Genomic DNA, 16,486 nt, shown 5'->3' with positions numbered 1-16,486 from the left:
AATTTCGGCATGATTTACATACACAAATATACAAAATCCGGGTAATATTGACTTATTATAGATACGTGAAACGGTAAATGGTGCTCACGTTTTGGCATGGAGAAACATATGAAGTATCAGGTAAGTGGCCTGACACTTGCTGCGGTGCTGCTGATTGGCGGGTGCGCAAGTTCGGATCAGACACCGGGAACGCGCAGTGATCCGCTCGAAGGATTTAACCGCTCAATGTTCAATTTTAACTATAACGTGCTGGATCCTTACGTGCTCAGACCGGTGGCAGTGGCCTGGCGTGATTATGTGCCGACACCGGCGCGTAACGGCACGATTAATTTCCTCGGTAACCTCGAAGAACCGGCCAGTATGGTCAATAACTTTCTGCGCGGCGATTTCTACCAGGGATTTAAACATTTTAACCGCTTCTTCCTCAACACGGTCTTTGGTCTGGGCGGTCTGATTGATGTTGCGTCAATGGCAAACCCGGAACTGGCAAAAACAGAACCGGCCCGTTTTGGTAATACCTTAGGAAACTACGGGGTCGGGTACGGGCCTTATGTGGTTATCCCGGGCTATGGCGGCTGGACACCGCGTGTGGACGGCGGTGACTGGCTGGATACCACATATCCTATGCTGAGTTATCTGACTATCTGGATGGGCGTCGGTAAATGGGCTATTGAAGGTATCGATAACCGTGCACAGGCACTGGATGCGGAAGGGGTGCTGCATAACTCCAGTGATCCGTATCTGATGATGCGTGAAGCCTACTTCCAGCGCAATGACTTCCTGGCCTCCGGCGGAGCACTGAAAGTGCAGGAAAACCCGAATGCGGCAGCGATTGCGGATGACCTGGATTCTATCGACAGCGAATAATGTGCTGGTGGCAGACAAATAAAAAAGTTCTGGTCACTGACCAGAACTTTTTTTATGCATTCAGCCCGGAAAATCAGAAGCTGTAGTTAAAGTTAACGCCGTATAACCAGGCTTTACCGGAGGAGTTGAATTCGTAGTTTGGCATTTGCAGGTTAGGGTTACCCAATTTGCCACCGATAGCTGCAAGCTGATCTTTACTCATCAGTGGCTCAGAGATATTAACTTTACGCCCGTGCATATAGGCAACACCAACATCAACAGACGCATCTTTGTTGAAGGCGTAGGTTGAGCCCAGGCTGAACCAGATACGATCCTGGTCCGGAATAGAGATAGAGCGGCTGTTTGCCGGGACCGGGCTGTCATCAAAGGCAATACCACCACGGAAGGTCCAGTTATCATCATGATAATAAGTGGTACCTAATGCTACGCGGTAGGCATTTTTGAAACCTTCATGCTTTTCAAACAGAACGCTGTCGTTACCTTTATCTGTCGCTTTCAGCTCCTGGAATGAATCCCAGCCGGTGTAAGCAAAGGTATAATGAACCGCCCATTTTGGTGCAACGCGGTGATAAGCGGAGAATTCCCAGATATCCGGTAAATTCAGATCCAGTTTACCTTTGGTGGAGCGGTCAATAAGACCCGGAATGTTTTGGGTGAAATCACCGTCTTTAAATTTCACAGTGACTTTAGAGCGATATGTCAGACTGAAACGGTTATCTTTATCCAGCTCATATAACATCCCCGCATTCCAGCCGTAACCCCAGCCGTCACCTTTCAGTTTGGCGAGGTTAGAGTTTGCCGGAATTTTTGCTAATGCAGGATTTTTGGTCAGCCCTGCAGCAACCTGGCCCAGCTCACCAGTATGACGCGAAATTTCCGCATCAGCGTAAACCGCATTCAATCCCAGACCAAAGCTGAAATTGTCATTCAGACGGTAAGCACCGGCCACGTTAAAGTTGGCAGTAACGAGATCGGTTTTGCCGCCGATAGCACCGGCGGAGTAGTTATCTTTAAACTCTGTCGCCAGACCGAAGTTTGTGGTGGTTGATGCACCGACTGACCATTTTTCATTAATCGGCATAATAAAATGCAGATTCGGGACTACCGCGCTTGGTGCGATATCTTTGGCATCCGTGCTGTTACCGGTCAGCGGGGACTTGCCGCTGATATCCACTGACGGATTGATCATGATCGCACCGGCGGACATGGACGGGCGATCAAATAATGTCATTGCTGCCGGGTTGCGGCTGCCGACGCTGGCATCGTCTGCCACGGCACCTTCCCCTGAAAACGCACGTCCGAGTGCAGACGTGGAATACTCATTTAATTGAAAACCCGCCGCAAAAGCCTGAGTTGCTGTTAATGAAACTGCCACTGCTAATGCTGAACGAGTGAACAGGTTTTTCTGGTTCATGACCAAAACCCTCTTGTTTATTTTGTTTATGTACTACTTTGGTAGTTAGAAGTAGCGCTGGATTGTATGTTTGCTTGTTGATATGACAAATCAGACCAGTTGACAGAGTATAGAATCAGCACGCCGAAATGTTATTTTTTTGTATGAAGATAAGCGGTTTGAGATGTAAAAATGCGATTTAGATAACAAAAATTTAACAACAACGTGATTTTTGAGCGCAAAAAGTAGCTTTAGCCCGAGTAGATCAAACAATAGATTGAATTTTTATGGTTTACTTTGATAAATGGTATGATTCAGTACTAAGACTGCAGGCTATTTTTAACTAACGGGAGACTGAAATGGCTGACGAAAAAAAACTGTGCAGCGCAGAAGAAACCGCAGCATGCTGCTGTGTGGATGTAGGCACGATTATTGATAACGAAAGCTGCACCTCTTCTTTCGAGCGCGTATTTGCATCTAAAGCAGACGCTGAGCAGATGATGGCAGCACTGACTGCCAAAGCAAATGCAGCAGCATCTGAACCATGCAAAATCCACAGCGAATATAAAGAAACCGCTGACGGCGTTGAGCTGAAAGCGGATTTTACTTTCAGCTGCCAGGCTGAAACACTGATCTTTGAACTGGGTCTGCGTTAATTCATCAGAATAATACGCAAACTGAATTCAGGCCTCCGGTGAATACGGGGGCCTTTTTTTATCGATTTTTTGTTATAAAAAGTTTATTTCCCTGAGCCACCTCGCAGTTTTCAGTTATCCGTATTGCGTGAATGCAACACGATGTTAACAATACCAGCAGGTCAGACCACCGGCAGTTCGTGATAACCTCTCATCATGTAAGGATGAACGAATGAAGCAGGCACAGGCAGAACGCATTGCAATTATTGACGGATTACGGACACCGTTTGCACGGCAATCCACGGTATACCGTGATATCCCTGCGGTTGAACTTGGCCGGGCGGTAGTGCAGGAACTTCTTTTTCGCCAGTCGTTTCCGGCAGAATTGGTTGACCTTGTCGTTTTCGGTCAGGTGATCCAGATGCCTGCTGCGCCCAATATTGCCCGTGAAATTGTGCTCAGCACCGGGTTGCCGGTAACTACTGATGCGTATTCAGTGACCCGCGCCTGTGCCACCAGTTTTCAGGCCATTGCTAATGCGGCACAGGCGATACAGTGCGGACAAAATCAGATAGCTGTTGCAGGCGGGGCAGATTCCGCCTCTGTGCTCCCGATTGGCGTGTCGCGCAAACTGGCGGGAGTATTGCTGGATCTCAGTAAAGCCCGGAAATTATCGCAGCAACTCCGGTTGCTGGCCTCATTGCGGCCGCGTGACCTCCTGCCTGTTGCCCCGGCGGTGGCGGAATACTCCACCGGCCTGCGCCTGGGGGATACCGCCGAACAGATGGCAAAACGTTACCATATCAGCCGTCAGGCACAGGATACATTTGCCCATCACTCACATCAGGCCGCCACACAGGCGTGGACATCCGGTGTCCTGCGCGATGAGGTGATGACAGCCCGCTTCCCGCCGTTCAGCCGGGTTTGTGAAGAAGATAATACGTTACGGAAAAATTCACTGCCCGGCAGCTATGCACAACTGAAACCGGCATTTGATAAACGTCACGGCACGGTGACCGCGGCAAACAGCACACCACTGACAGACGGCGCAGCAGCCGTACTGATGATGACTGAAACCCGCGCCCGTGAACTCGGGCTGACACCGCTGGGTTTTCTGCGCAGTTATGCATTTACGGGCAATGCAGTGCAGGAAGATATGCTGCTGGGGCCGTCGTATGCCGCACCGCTGGCACTTGATCGCGCGGGCCTGACATTATCTGACCTGACACTGATTGATATGCATGAAGCGTTTGCAGCCCAGGTTCTGACTAACCTGCACTGTTTTGCCAGCGGGGACTTTGCCCGCGAAAAACTCAACCGGACATCGGCAATGGGTGAAGTGGACCCGGCGCGGTTTAATGTACTTGGCGGGTCAATTGCTTACGGGCATCCTTTTGCGGCTACCGGTGCCCGGATGGTGACGCAGACATTACGCGAGTTACAGCGGCGGGGCGGCGGTTTTGCAATGACCACGGCCTGTGCGGCGGGTGGACTCGGCGTGGCGATGATCTGGGAAACAGAATAAGACGGGAGACTGATGATGACACAACATGATGAAACACCTTCCGCCTTCCGCCTGACTGTGCGTCCGGATCACACCGGGGTCATCACGATTGATGTTCCGGGTGAAAAAGTGAATACCCTGAAGGCAGAGTTTGCCGCACAGTTTGAGGCCGTACTGCGTGATGCCCGGCAAATCCCGGGGTTACGGGCAATGGTGATTATCTCCGGTAAGCCGGATACGTTTATCGCCGGTGCGGACATTCATATGATAGCCGGATGTACAGAAGCCGCACAGGCGCAGGCACTGTCGGAATCCGGGCAGCGGTTATTTAATCTGATTGAAAACTATCCGCTGCCGGTGGTGGCGGCGATTCACGGTAGTTGTCTCGGCGGCGGGCTGGAACTGGCGATGGCTTGTCACAGCCGTGTTGTCACTGACAGCGATAAAACACGGCTCGGGCTGCCCGAAGTTCAGCTGGGGCTGTTACCCGGTTCCGGTGGTACACAACGTCTTCCTGCTTTGGTCGGGCTGGTGGCTGCACTGGATATGATGCTGACCGGGCGGCAGTTGCGGGCAAAACAGGCGGTTAAAATGCGCCTGGCTGATGATATTGTTCCGCCGGACATTTTACTGGAAACCGCGGTGGCCCGTGCCTTGTCGGCAAATCCTGCACAGCGGGCTCCGGTACCTTTCCGGCATAAGGCGGAAAAAATGAAGGGGCTGCGGGATATCATCTTCCGTATGACCCGCAAACAGGTTCGCCGCCGCAGTGGCGGACATTACCCTGCAGCCGGACAGATTATTGATGTGGTGCAGTGTGGTCTTGAAAAAGGCCGTGAGGCCGGGTTTAAAGCAGAAGCCGCTGCATTCGGTAAACTGGCAGTCACTCCGGTATCCGCTGCACTCCGTCATCTCTTTTTTGCCTCGACCGCACTGAAAAAAGAGTCTGCCGATGGGGTAAAACCTGCAGAACTGCATCATGTGGCGGTGCTGGGCGGCGGGCTGATGGGCGCGGGAATTGCCACGATTACCCGTCAGCGGGCGGGGTTACCGGTCAGAATCAAAGATGTTTCGCAGGAAGGGGCAAATAAAGCACTGGCTTTTTTCTGGCAGCACCTGAGCAAACAGGTGAAACGCAGGCGGCTTTCTTCGCGTGAGCGGACACAGTTGATAAGTGGTATGACCGGCACCACGGATTACCGGGGATTCCATCATATTGATTTTGTGGCGGAAGCTGTTTTTGAATCTTTGGCACTGAAGCAACAGATGATTGCTGAGATCGAGACAGTGACATCACCGGATACTATTTTTGCCTCAAATACTTCATCACTGCCAATCCGTGATATTGCCGCGAAGGCATCACGGCCTGAAAAAGTGATTGGCTTACATTATTTCAGCCCGGCAGAAAAAATGCCGCTGGCGGAAATTATTCCCCATGAAGGCACAGATGCCGTGACACTGGCAACCACGCTGCAACTGGCGCGCAGACAGGGAAAAACAGCGATTGTGGTCGGTGATAAAGCGGGGTTTTATGTTAACCGGATTCTGGCGCCTTATATTACGGAAGCGCTGCGTTGTCTGACTGAAGGTGAACCGCCGGAAAAAATTGATAACGCGCTGACTGATTTCGGTTTTCCTGTCGGTCCGGTAGCACTGCTGGACGAAGTGGGCATTGATGTCGGCACGAAAATTATGCCGGTACTGGAGGCCGCATTTGGTGAGCGGTTTGCACTGCCACCGCAGCTGGATGCGCTTTTTCGTGACAACCGGCTGGGCAGGAAAAATAAACGCGGATTTTATGATTACACGCCATTGCCGTGGTGGAAACGCGGTGGCCGCAAAGCGCCGCGTAAGGCGGATAAAGCGATTTACCCGCTGCTGGGTATCACCGTACAGGAGCGTCTGACACCACAGGAGATCACGGAACGCTGCCTGATGATGATGCTTAATGAGGCTGTAAGAGTGCTGGATGAACAGGTCATCCGTTCACCGGCAGACGGGGATATCGGTGCGGTATTTGGTATCGGATTTCCGCCATTCCTCGGCGGACCGTTTTACTATATGGACAGTATGTCAGCGGTCGTTATGACTGAAAAACTGACGGCACTGGCTGCCCGTTACGGTGATCGCTTCACACCGTGTGAGGCATTACAGCAACGGGCTGCGGATAACCGCCGTTTTTACTGAGAAAGTGCGGTGAAGTCACCGGGAACACGGGGCGGTTGTTTCATTTCCCTGAACAGGTTCTGAACAAAATTCAGGTTTATCTCTGTGCTGAATCATTTTAATTATGATTAATTTGAGGCAGAATGCCTTTCACCTCCCCTGACGGGGACACAGAAATAACGATAATTTTAAACAGATCATTCTTTGATGTGATACGGCCCGGGGATTCAGACATGACCGTATCCGTCCTGTTCAGACGGTGACGTATGCAAGTTCTTATTATGCGACATGGCGATGCTGCTTTGCAGGCCGCCAGTGATTCAGTCCGGCCCCTGACCGCAAAAGGGATAACAGATTCCCGTTGCATGGCAAAATGGCTCGCCGGGCAGCACGTTCAGATTGATACCGTTCTGGTCAGCCCGTATCTGCGGGCAGAGCAGACACTGACCGAAATCCGTGATGCGCTGAGTTTACCGGCTCAGGAAGAGGTGATGCCGGGACTGACGCCTTCCGGGAATGCGGAGAGCGTGGCAGATTATATCCGTTTTCTGGCGGAAGAGGGGCACAAAGGGGTGCTGGTGGTATCGCATCTTCCGCTGGTCGGTTATCTGGTGGCGGAATTGTGTCCGCAGGAAACAGCACCGATGTTTGCAACATCGTCTGTTGCCTGTATTGAACTGGATGATGACGGACGCGGCGCACTGCTCTGGCACCGCGGTCCCGGGCAGATTGACTGATTACTCGCGCCGGGCGGTTTCAGCAATCTCAATCAGAAGCAGTAATGCGGCAGTGCCGCCCCATTCCTTAGGGGCCTGGTGAAAGGCGATCACATCCGGGTGTTGTGCCAGCCATAACGGTGTCTGTTGTTTCAGTACATGCTTGCCGTGTCCGTGCATAATACAGACACAATAGGTGTTTTCGCGGCGGGCAGCGGCGATGAGCGCACCAATTTCCTGCTTGGCCTGAAGCTGAGTCAGCCCGTGCAGGTCTAAAAACAACTCCGGTACATAATCCCCGCGACGCAGTTTTTTCAGCTCATACGGGCTGGCATTTTCCCGCAGATAGCGCGCCGGGCCGTCCATATCCAGGTTCGGGCGATATTCATCAGAGAAATAGAAACTGGCATCAACCTGATCCTGTAACAGCCGTTCAGGCGCAATTTTTGTCACACCAGCCCGTGATTTCGGATGCACCACAATATCCTGTCTGATTTTACGTGTCCCGCTGATGGCCTCTTTAAACAGGTTCAGGTCATCATCAGTCAGGGGTGTCTTCTTTTTCATAACATCTCATCACTTACTATTTTCCATAGTGTAACCGATTTTTTTAAGGATGTTGACGCTATACTGCCGGTCACCGCTGACGGGAGCCACCGGAAAATTGCCGCGCATTTCACAAGATATGCTGATTTAGCAGCGACTTCATGGCAAACTACGCTATCAGATATCTTATTTTGTTTTACCCCGCCGGAGGCACTTTGGATAAAATTTACGTTGATGAAGCCGTCAGTGAGCTTCACACGCTGCAGGATATGCTGCGCTGGGCAATGAGCCGTTTTAATGCGGCCAACATTTACTATGGCCACGGTACAGATAATGCCTGGGATGAAGCCCTCCAGCTGGTACTGCCGACACTGTTTCTGCCTCTGGATTTACCCGCTGAACTGTATCAGTCCCGGCTGACCTCCTCGGAGCGTCACCGTATTGTGGAGCGCGTACTGCGCCGGATCACCGAACGGGTGCCGGTGCCGTACCTGACTAACCGTTCCTGGTTCTGCGGCCATGAATTTTATGTTGATGAGCGCGTGCTGATCCCGCGTTCACCGATTGGTGAGCTGATTAACAATCACTTTGCAGGATTGCTGGATGCAGAACCGGAAACGATTCTCGATCTCTGCACCGGCAGCGGTTGTATCGCAATTGCCTGCGCGTATGAGTTCCCGGATGCGGAAGTGGACGCGGCAGACATCTCCGCCGATGTGCTGGAAGTCACAGAAATGAACATTGAGAATCATGGCTTATCTCACCGTGTGGTGCCGATGCGTTCAGATTTGTTCAACGATCTGCCTGCGGTGAAATATGATCTGATTGTCACCAATCCGCCGTATGTTGATGCGGAAGATATGAGTGATTTACCGGATGAATTCCGCGTAGAACCAGAGCTGGCGCTGGCTGCGGGCAGTGACGGCCTGAAACTGGTACGCAGGATCCTCGCCAATGCGCCGGATTATATGTCAGAAGATGCGGTGCTGATTTGTGAAGTCGGTAACAGTCAGGTACATCTGATGGCCGAATTCCCGGAAGTGCCGTTTATCTGGCTGTCGTTTGAAAACGGGGGAGACGGTGTCTTTATGTTAACTCGTGATCAATTAGCAGAACATCATGATGCTTTTAAACTTTTCAAATAACCGTTCCTCCTGTAGGAATAGAAACATAAAAACAGGTTAAAACCATTCACTTGCACACAATCAGAGACAGGAAAACACGATGGCCGGAAACAGTATCGGCGAACTTTTTCGCGTAACCACCTTTGGTGAATCACACGGCCCGGCGCTGGGTTGTATTGTTGACGGCGTACCGCCGGGACTGGCGCTGACCGAGGCTGATATGCAGGCAGACCTCGACCGCCGCCGTCCGGGCACATCCCGCTATACCACGCAGCGCCGTGAGCCGGATCAGGTCAGAATTCTGTCAGGGGTATTTGAAGGAAAAACCACCGGAACCAGTATCGGGCTGCTGATTGAAAATACCGATCAGCGCTCACAGGATTACGGTGCCATCAAAGATCTCTTCCGGCCGGGGCATGCGGATTACACCTATGAGCAGAAGTACGGCTTTCGGGATTACCGCGGCGGCGGCCGCTCATCTGCCCGTGAAACGGCGATGCGCGTAGCGGCCGGGGCGATTGCCAAAAAGTATCTGCATGAGAAATTCGGTGTGACAGTCCGGGCCTGTCTGACCCAGATGGGGGATATCAAATGTGATATCCGCGACTGGGCACTGGCGGAGCAAAATCCGTTTTTCTGTCCTGATGAACGTCAGCTGGAGGCGCTGGATGAATTACTGCGCGGCCTGAAAAAAGAGGGGGATTCCATCGGTGCGAAAGTCACGGTAGTGGCGGAAAACGTCCCGGCGGGTCTGGGTGAACCGGTCTTTGATCGTCTGGATGCGGATCTGGCACATGCGCTGATGAGCATCAACGCGGTGAAAGGTGTCGAAATCGGGGATGGATTCGGTGTGGTTAACCTCAAAGGCAGCGAAAACCGGGATGAAATTTATCAGACCGGTTTTACCAGCAATCACGCGGGCGGCATTCTCGGCGGCATCAGCAGCGGCCAGCCAATCATCGCACATATTGCCCTGAAACCGACATCATCGATTACCGTTCCCGGTAATACGCTGAACCGGCAGGGCGAAGAGGTGGCAATGATCACCAAAGGGCGTCATGACCCCTGTGTCGGGATACGTGCTGTGCCGATTGCCGAAGCAATGACCGCGATTGTGCTGCTCGATCACCTTCTGCGTCACCGCGGACAATGTGCGGATGTCACGCCGCCGTTACCGGCCTGGTCATGATTTAAACAGACGTCCCGGGGATTGTGCCCGGGATTTTATTGGCAGGTAAAAAATGGAATGGTTTCAGTTCGGTGTTGAAATCTATGTATTGCTGTTCTTTGTTGCGCTGATTGCCGGGTTTATTGATGCGATTGCCGGCGGCGGCGGATTACTGACAATCCCGGCGCTGCTGGCTGTCGGCGTACCGCCGGTGCAGGCACTGGCGACCAACAAATTACAGGCGGTCGGCGGCTCGTTCTCTGCCAGTTTCTATTTTGTCCGGCGCAAAGCGGTGGATCTTGTGGGGCAACGGGTGCCGATAATGATGACGCTGATTGGCGCTGTTATCGGCTCCGGGCTGGTGCAGTTTGTGAATCCGGAATTCCTTCGTCAGTTGCTGCCGCTGCTGGTGATTGCCATCGGCCTCTATTTCCTGCTGACCCCCTCTATTGGTGCTGCTGACCAGAAACAGCGCCTGATGCCGTTTGCCTTCGGTTGTACCGCCGGTATCGGCATTGGTTTTTATGACGGTGTTTTCGGGCCGGGCGCGGGCTCTTTCTACGCCCTGGCGTATGTGACCCTGGCCGGTTTTAACCTGGCGAAAGCCACGGCTCACGCCAAAGTGCTGAACTTTGCCTCCAATGTCGGTTCACTCTCATTCTTTATTTTCAGCGGTCATGTTATCTGGCTGATGGGCTTTGCCATGCTGGGCGGACAACTTATCGGCGCCCGCCTCGGTGCCCGTATGGTGCTGAGCCGCGGACAAAAACTGATCCGGCCGATGCTGGTAACTGTCTCTTTCCTGATGAGCATCAAACTGATTTATGACAATCACGGCGATACTATCAGTACGTGGCTGTCTCAGCTTTTTTAATTTTTATTAGTGGTTTATATAATCAATGAGTACACATCAATATCAGCAGTTAATTGAGATTTTTGATAACGAATTTTTTGCTGATTTCAATACCCGCCTGATTAAAGGTGACGATGAGCCGATTTATCTGCCTGCAGATGATGAAGCGCCTTATAACCGTATCGTGTTTGCTCACGGCTTTTATGCCAGTGCTATCCATGAAATATCGCACTGGTGCATTGCCGGGAAAGCGCGCAGAAAGCAGGTCGATTTTGGTTACTGGTACTGCCCGGATGGTCGTGATGCGCAAACGCAGTCAGAATTTGAGGTTGTGGAAATAAAACCGCAGGCGCTGGACTGGTTATTTTGTCAGGCTGCCGGTTATCCGTTTAACGTCAGTTGTGACAACCTTGACGGTGATTTCGAACCTGATCGCGTCAAATTCCGGCGAATTGTCCATGGGCAGGTGATGGAATATCTGGCGCAGAACTCAATACCCCCGCGTGCAGCAAGGTTTATTAATGCCCTGCAATCGTTCTACAATACGCCGCCGCTGACTGCGGACCAATTTCCATGGCCGGAAGATCCGTTTGCCTGACAAACGATTCCGGTGACTGAACTTTAAGGAACAAACATGCTTGCGGATTATGAAACGCGTATCCTCGCCCAGATTGATGACATGGTTGAACATGCCACAGACGATGAACTGTTTGCGGGCGGTTATCTGCAGGGGCACCTGACCCTCGCGGTGGCAGAACTGGAACAGTCGGGTGATCACTCCGTTGAGGCGCTTCACAACCGGGTGGAGGAGAGTATCCGTCAGGCAATCAGTGCCGGGGAGCTGACACCGCCGGATCAGGTGCTGGTGCTGGAAACCTGGAAACGCCTGCTGCAAACCGCGCAGGAGCAGGAATGACAGCCAAACCACAATACCGCATCCGCCGGGCCCGTCCGGCGGACGCCGCATTGTTACCGGCTGTTGAATCCTCTGCCGGTGCGTTATTTGCGACAGTACCGGGCTATGAATGGATAGCGCGCAGTGAAGGCCATTCCGAAACGGCATTCCGCAATTATATCGCCAACGGTAATGCGTGGGTGGCAGCGGACAGTCAGGATCAGCCGGCAGGATTTGTGCTGGTATCCAATCTTGGTACCGGGCTGCATATTGATGAGCTTTCTGTCTCTGCGGCGCATCAGCGTCAGGGGCTGGGGCGTCAGCTGATTGAGCGGGTACAGAATGTGGCGATTGCACGCGGTTGTGTGGCAGTTACGCTGACCACATTCCGGGATGTGGCCTGGAACCGGCCTTATTATGAGCATCTTGGTTTTGAGGTATGCGATGTTTCCCGCGCACCGGCATTGGAAGCGATTATGCTGAAAGAGGCAGAATACGGGCTGCAATTCTGTGATCGCTGTTCCATGGTTTACCGGATTTTTTGAAAAAGTGAAATATCGCAATTGATGAGAAAAGGCCGCACGAACATGCGGTCTTTTTTATTTATTCCGGACTAATCATCCAGCCGCTAATACATTAACAGATAATAATAAAATAACTTGTGATTGTGACATTAACGGCGAAAATAGTGCCGTTTTTTTATGTCTCAGCGCCGGGTTTTATGATCAGGTTATAGATTTTTCTGTTTAACAGAATGATTTTTAATCATCTTCCATATAGATAATTGGGTACCCGTTTCTGAGACTATCGTCTCTTTTGTTGCATAAAAGTCAATAACTACGTAGATATGTTGAGTAAATAGCATAAACTATTAACTTGCTATTAACATTCATTGTGTCAGAATGTGTCTGTCCCCACAAAATACAGGTATTGATTATGTTTGAATTACAACCGAAAAACGCAGCACAACAGGCTGTGACTATTTACACGAAGATAGCGGTTGCTGCGGTGGTCTTGCTGGCACTGTTATTTTCTTTCTGGTTTAAACTTGACGGAATGAGCGTCATTGAAAGAGCAGTCCCTTCCATCGGTATGATTTTATTTACCGGATTAATAATTTTTAATGCCAAACGGGAATTAGATTTGCTGTACCGTTCAGAGGATAAATGCGCGAAAAGCGTGATTGCCCTGAACGCCTGACAAAAACAGGACCGCGTCAAGCGGACTGATAACTATAAAGAAGAGATGATCACGGGTCATCAGCAACGATGCTGATGACCCTTTTTTATGTCACATTACTGATACAAATCAGCACCGGTTTCCTGAGCAATATAGCGGATAGCTGCCTGTGCTCTGACACTGTTGCCTGCTTTATCCAGCGGCGGGGAATAAACAGCCACGGCGTATTTACCCGGAACCACGGCCAGAATACCGCCGCCGACACCACTTTTCGCCGGAATACCGACCTGATACAACCAGGTACCGGAACCGTCATACAGCCCGGCAATCGCCATCTCTGCCAGTACTTTGCCGGTGTTTTCGGCACTCAGTAACTGTTTGCCGTTGTACGGGGATTTACCGTGATTAGCCAGTACCGCCCCCATTTTTGCCAGATCAACCGTTGTGGCATCCACAGAACACTGGCGGGTATAAAGGTCAACCGCCTCATCCGGATTGCCGTATAACATACCGTAAGATTGCATCAGCCGCGCCAGTGCCTGGTTGTGCTGATTGGTTTCGGATTCAGAGCGGTATACTTCATCATTCACCGTCAGTTTTGTATCGGCGTAAGCTTCCATGTTCTCCATAATCTGCTGCCAGCGGTCGTCTGGGTTTTTGGCCTTGATCAGACTGACTGCGCTGATAGCCCCGGCATTGACCAGCGGGTTCTGCGGGCGATCCGGTCGCAGTTCAATCGCCAGTCCGGAGTTAAACGGCAAGCCGGTGGCATTAGCGCCCAGTTTCTCCAGAACGACCTCTGAACCCTGTTGATCCATCACCATTGCGAGGGTAAAGACTTTTGACAGGGATTCCAGCGGGAACAGCTTATCTTTATCTCCGGCGCTGTAGATTTTGCCGTCTACCGTGGCAATCACAACGGCGTAATTATCGGGGCTGTATTTGGCGAGAGCCGGAATATAATCCGCCACGTTACCGGATTTTTCGCTTTTGAATTTTTGATACGCCTGCTCAGCAATCGTATCGTAGCGAACACTATTATCGGGAATATTATTGTTCTTTGCGTAGGCAGAGGTAAAACAAAACAGCGAAAAGGTCAGGGCGATAACTATTTTATTCTTCATAATCTTCTCCGGTTATTATTTCCGGATGAAGCGTATAGGCACACTGACTTTTCTGTAAATTGATCATTGGGCAAGAGAAATTGCCGCTGACAGGTGAACTGAGCCGGTTTCTGTGAGAACGAACACAAAATGACCCTGGTTTGTGGCGGCGATCAATAAAGTCTGCTGATGAAATTCCGTTTCACCGGCGGAAAAAATATCAATAATGTGATGAAGACCGGCAGGTGACCGGTCAGAAGCGGGTCAGGATTTTTGCGGCAGCGGACGGCCTTTCAGTAATTTACGGACATGGAAACGGGCGGGATGGATGGCGGCGAGTGTGTCATCATCCAGCGGAAGCGCCTCACCGAAAATCTGTGCTGCCAGCACTTCAGCCGCCAGCGGAGCGGTGCATAATCCGCGTGAGCCGAGTGCGGCCAGCAAAAACAGCTGAGGCAGATGCGGAACACTGCATACGGTTTCCGGGGATGATTTTTGTTCACCCAGATGTGTATAACGCGCTGTTAATGCGGCAAAATCAGGAACATTTCCGGCCAGCGGCAGGTGATCACGTAATGTGCAGCGGATCCCCTGACGGGATTCTCCGGTGCTGATATCCACCATCTCCGGCCAGCTGACATCGGGCAGCGAGGTGAGCAGCCGCTGTTTGTTGGCAGTTTGTTCCTCTTCGCGGTATTCCGTGCCCAAATCATTGCGCTGGTGGCTGGCACCAATACAGTGCAGATCGTCAGCCGGATTCACCGGGGTCAGATAACCTTCATAACACAGCACTTTTCTCAGCCCGGCAATCGCCGGTACCGACGGCACATGGCTGACCTGGCCGCGCACCGGGGTAACCGGCAGCGGGGCGGTCTGCGGAAACTGTGTGATACAGTGGCCGTTTGCCAGCACCACCACATCCGCTTCTGCCGTACTGTTATCCGCAAAACGGAGTTGCCAGCCCTGTTCTGCGGGGAGCAGCGTTTTCACCTCACAGTTTACATGCAGATGAAGTCCTTCTTTCTGTGCCAGTGCTGCGGTATTGCGTACCAGTTCCTGCGGGCAGAGCCAGCCGCCCTGCGGATAGTGCAGGCCGTCAAAATTCACATCGGTTCCGGCAAGTTCAGAAAGCTGTTCCCGTGACAGGCGCTGCACCATGTCATCCGGCCAAGCGACAGATGAAATGTTATTGATTTTTTTACTGCTTTTTTCGTGATACATCAGCTGGATCACGCCGCACCAGTCATGATCGTATTTCACGCCCTGAGCTGACAGTGCATCGTATGTACGGCGGGCAAACGGGAATGCGGCGGTAAAAAAGCGCTCAAGCGGATCATCCCGTCCGGTCAGCAGCGGATAAAGCGCACCCTGGCGGTTACCGGAGGCATTGAGCGCCAATGCATTATCCGCACAATATAAGGACACATCCGCACCACGGCGCAGCAGGGCGAGAGCAGAGAGAACCCCGGCGATCCCGCCGCCAATGACCGCTATTTTCTGCCGGGCGGTGGCCGGATGACGATCAAACCACGGTGTCACCGATGGTGCCGCATCACGGGGATTCACCCCGGACAGGCATTCCCGCTTATGCGCGAAGCCTTTACGGCGCTCAACGGTAAATCCGGCCTGCTGCAAGCCACGGCGGACAAACCCGGCGGCGGTAAAGGTGGCAAAGGTACCGCCCGGTTTTGAAAAACGAATCATCAGCTCAAACAGCGACTGCTGCCACATATCCGGATTTTTGGACGGGGCAAAACCGTCGAGAAACCAGGCATCGATCTTGTTGTCCAGTGCGTGAGTGAGGGAAGGGAGCAGTTCATTAACATCTCCCAGCCATAAATCGAGGGTAATTTCACCGCCGGAAAGCTGAATACGGTGACAACCGGGTAACGGCTGCGGCCACTGAGCGCACAGCTGTAAGGAGAGATCCGCGAACTCCGGCCAGTGGCGGTGGGCGGCCTGCAAATCAGCCACGGTCAGCGGGAATTTTTCAAAACTGATAAAGTGCAGGCGCTTCAGCGGATGCGCGGGATTGGCATTCCGGAACGCCAGGAAGCTTTGCCACAACGTGAGAAAATTCAGTCCGGTACCAAACCCGGTTTCTGCGACAGTACAGACCGGCGTGGTCATTTGAGCAAATCTGTCCGGAAAACCGTTGCCGTTAAGAAACACATAGCGGGTTTCCGCCAGTCCGTCATCGTTAGAAAAATAGACGTCATCAAAATGTTGCGAAACAGGTGTACCCTGTTCATTCCAGGTTAAATGTGCAGTTTCAATTGCGGTTTTTTTCACGTTACGGCCTGAAGGTTTTGTTCGGTTTTCCCTGATTTTACTCTG

At 51.9% G+C, this 16,486-nt stretch carries 16 protein-coding genes; 12 read left to right on the top strand and 4 right to left on the bottom strand.

All coding sequences use genetic code 11. The annotated features are described in order from the left end of the window. The first annotated feature begins 108 nt into the window (after nucleotides 1-108). Complete coding sequence (gene mlaA / locus ACF8OF_RS16060) at nucleotides 109-867, top strand: phospholipid-binding lipoprotein MlaA (RefSeq protein ID WP_274369828.1); 759 nt, start codon at nucleotides 109-111, stop codon at nucleotides 865-867. Nucleotides 868-940: 73 nt separating this feature from the next. Here mlaA and fadL read toward each other — a convergent pair whose 3' ends face one another. Then, on the bottom strand, nucleotides 941-2,281 hold the full coding sequence (gene fadL, locus ACF8OF_RS16055) for a long-chain fatty acid transporter FadL (protein ID WP_392497129.1): 1,341 nt from the start codon (nucleotides 2,279-2,281) through the stop codon (nucleotides 941-943). Between the two features lie 338 nt (nucleotides 2,282-2,619). On the opposite strand from fadL, the gene ACF8OF_RS16050 reads away from it, so the two are divergent. The 4 genes from ACF8OF_RS16050 to sixA all read left to right on the top strand — a co-directional run bounded on the left by ACF8OF_RS16050 (nucleotide 2,620) and on the right by sixA (nucleotide 7,302). Then, nucleotides 2,620-2,916 carry a DUF406 family protein gene (locus tag ACF8OF_RS16050; RefSeq protein ID WP_025154911.1) on the top strand — a complete coding sequence of 99 codons (297 nt, stop codon included), beginning with the start codon at nucleotides 2,620-2,622 and terminating at the stop codon, nucleotides 2,914-2,916. A gap of 211 nt (nucleotides 2,917-3,127) precedes the next feature. Then, a complete protein-coding gene (gene fadI / locus ACF8OF_RS16045) occupies nucleotides 3,128-4,420 on the top strand; it encodes an acetyl-CoA C-acyltransferase FadI (protein WP_392497128.1) in 1,293 nt (430 codons plus the stop codon). 12 nt (nucleotides 4,421-4,432) lie between these two features. Next, nucleotides 4,433-6,586, top strand: a complete 2,154-nt coding sequence (gene fadJ, locus ACF8OF_RS16040) for a fatty acid oxidation complex subunit alpha FadJ (RefSeq protein WP_392497127.1) — start codon at nucleotides 4,433-4,435, stop codon at nucleotides 6,584-6,586. A 245-nt stretch (nucleotides 6,587-6,831) separates the two neighbouring features. Beyond that, a complete protein-coding gene (sixA, locus tag ACF8OF_RS16035; RefSeq protein WP_392497126.1) occupies nucleotides 6,832-7,302 on the top strand; it encodes a phosphohistidine phosphatase SixA in 471 nt (156 codons plus the stop codon). On the opposite strand, the gene smrB is transcribed toward sixA, so the two are convergent. Then, entirely contained in the window at nucleotides 7,303-7,848 is a 546-nt protein-coding gene (smrB, locus tag ACF8OF_RS16030) for an endonuclease SmrB (RefSeq protein WP_025154914.1), read from the bottom strand. It lies immediately after the preceding gene. Between the two features lie 194 nt (nucleotides 7,849-8,042). Between smrB and prmB the strand changes: the two genes are divergently transcribed. The 7 genes from prmB to ACF8OF_RS15995 all read left to right on the top strand — a co-directional run bounded on the left by prmB (nucleotide 8,043) and on the right by ACF8OF_RS15995 (nucleotide 13,067). After that, nucleotides 8,043-8,972: a 50S ribosomal protein L3 N(5)-glutamine methyltransferase gene (gene prmB / locus ACF8OF_RS16025; RefSeq protein ID WP_025154915.1), complete on the top strand. Its 930-nt coding sequence runs from the start codon at nucleotides 8,043-8,045 to the stop codon at nucleotides 8,970-8,972. A 79-nt stretch (nucleotides 8,973-9,051) separates the two neighbouring features. Beyond that, the gene (gene aroC, locus ACF8OF_RS16020; RefSeq protein ID WP_392497125.1) at nucleotides 9,052-10,140 is read left to right on the top strand and encodes a chorismate synthase; all 1,089 of its coding nucleotides are present in this window, start codon (nucleotides 9,052-9,054) and stop codon (nucleotides 10,138-10,140) included. A gap of 52 nt (nucleotides 10,141-10,192) precedes the next feature. Further along, the gene (locus ACF8OF_RS16015) at nucleotides 10,193-10,993 is read left to right on the top strand and encodes a sulfite exporter TauE/SafE family protein (protein WP_025154917.1); all 801 of its coding nucleotides are present in this window, start codon (nucleotides 10,193-10,195) and stop codon (nucleotides 10,991-10,993) included. Between the two features lie 25 nt (nucleotides 10,994-11,018). Next, complete coding sequence (locus tag ACF8OF_RS16010; protein ID WP_262860044.1) at nucleotides 11,019-11,570, top strand: elongation factor P hydroxylase; 552 nt, start codon at nucleotides 11,019-11,021, stop codon at nucleotides 11,568-11,570. A gap of 36 nt (nucleotides 11,571-11,606) precedes the next feature. After that, the gene (locus ACF8OF_RS16005; RefSeq protein WP_004235092.1) at nucleotides 11,607-11,888 is read left to right on the top strand and encodes a YfcL family protein; all 282 of its coding nucleotides are present in this window, start codon (nucleotides 11,607-11,609) and stop codon (nucleotides 11,886-11,888) included. Then, the gene (locus tag ACF8OF_RS16000) at nucleotides 11,885-12,412 is read left to right on the top strand and encodes a GNAT family N-acetyltransferase (protein ID WP_392497124.1); all 528 of its coding nucleotides are present in this window, start codon (nucleotides 11,885-11,887) and stop codon (nucleotides 12,410-12,412) included. Before ACF8OF_RS16005 ends, ACF8OF_RS16000 begins: the two co-directional genes overlap by 4 nt. Nucleotides 12,413-12,803: 391 nt before the next feature. Then, nucleotides 12,804-13,067, top strand: coding sequence for a hypothetical protein (locus ACF8OF_RS15995; RefSeq protein WP_262860041.1), 264 nt, complete (start codon nucleotides 12,804-12,806; stop codon nucleotides 13,065-13,067). 95 nt (nucleotides 13,068-13,162) lie between these two features. On the opposite strand, the gene glsA is transcribed toward ACF8OF_RS15995, so the two are convergent. Then, a complete protein-coding gene (gene glsA, locus ACF8OF_RS15990) occupies nucleotides 13,163-14,170 on the bottom strand; it encodes a glutaminase A (RefSeq protein ID WP_392497123.1) in 1,008 nt (335 codons plus the stop codon). Nucleotides 14,171-14,413: 243 nt separating this feature from the next. After that, nucleotides 14,414-16,441: a bifunctional tRNA (5-methylaminomethyl-2-thiouridine)(34)-methyltransferase MnmD/FAD-dependent 5-carboxymethylaminomethyl-2-thiouridine(34) oxidoreductase MnmC gene (gene mnmC / locus ACF8OF_RS15985; RefSeq protein ID WP_392497122.1), complete on the bottom strand. Its 2,028-nt coding sequence runs from the start codon at nucleotides 16,439-16,441 to the stop codon at nucleotides 14,414-14,416. Nucleotides 16,442-16,486: the final 45 nt, after the last annotated feature.

The sequence above is a fragment of the Morganella sp. TYF_1 genome, assembly GCF_043105645.1.
GTDB classification, from domain to species: domain Bacteria; phylum Pseudomonadota; class Gammaproteobacteria; order Enterobacterales; family Enterobacteriaceae; genus Morganella; species Morganella morganii_B.
The sequence above is the reverse complement of the archived record's forward strand: the minus strand, read 5'-3'. Positions and strand labels throughout refer to the sequence as shown.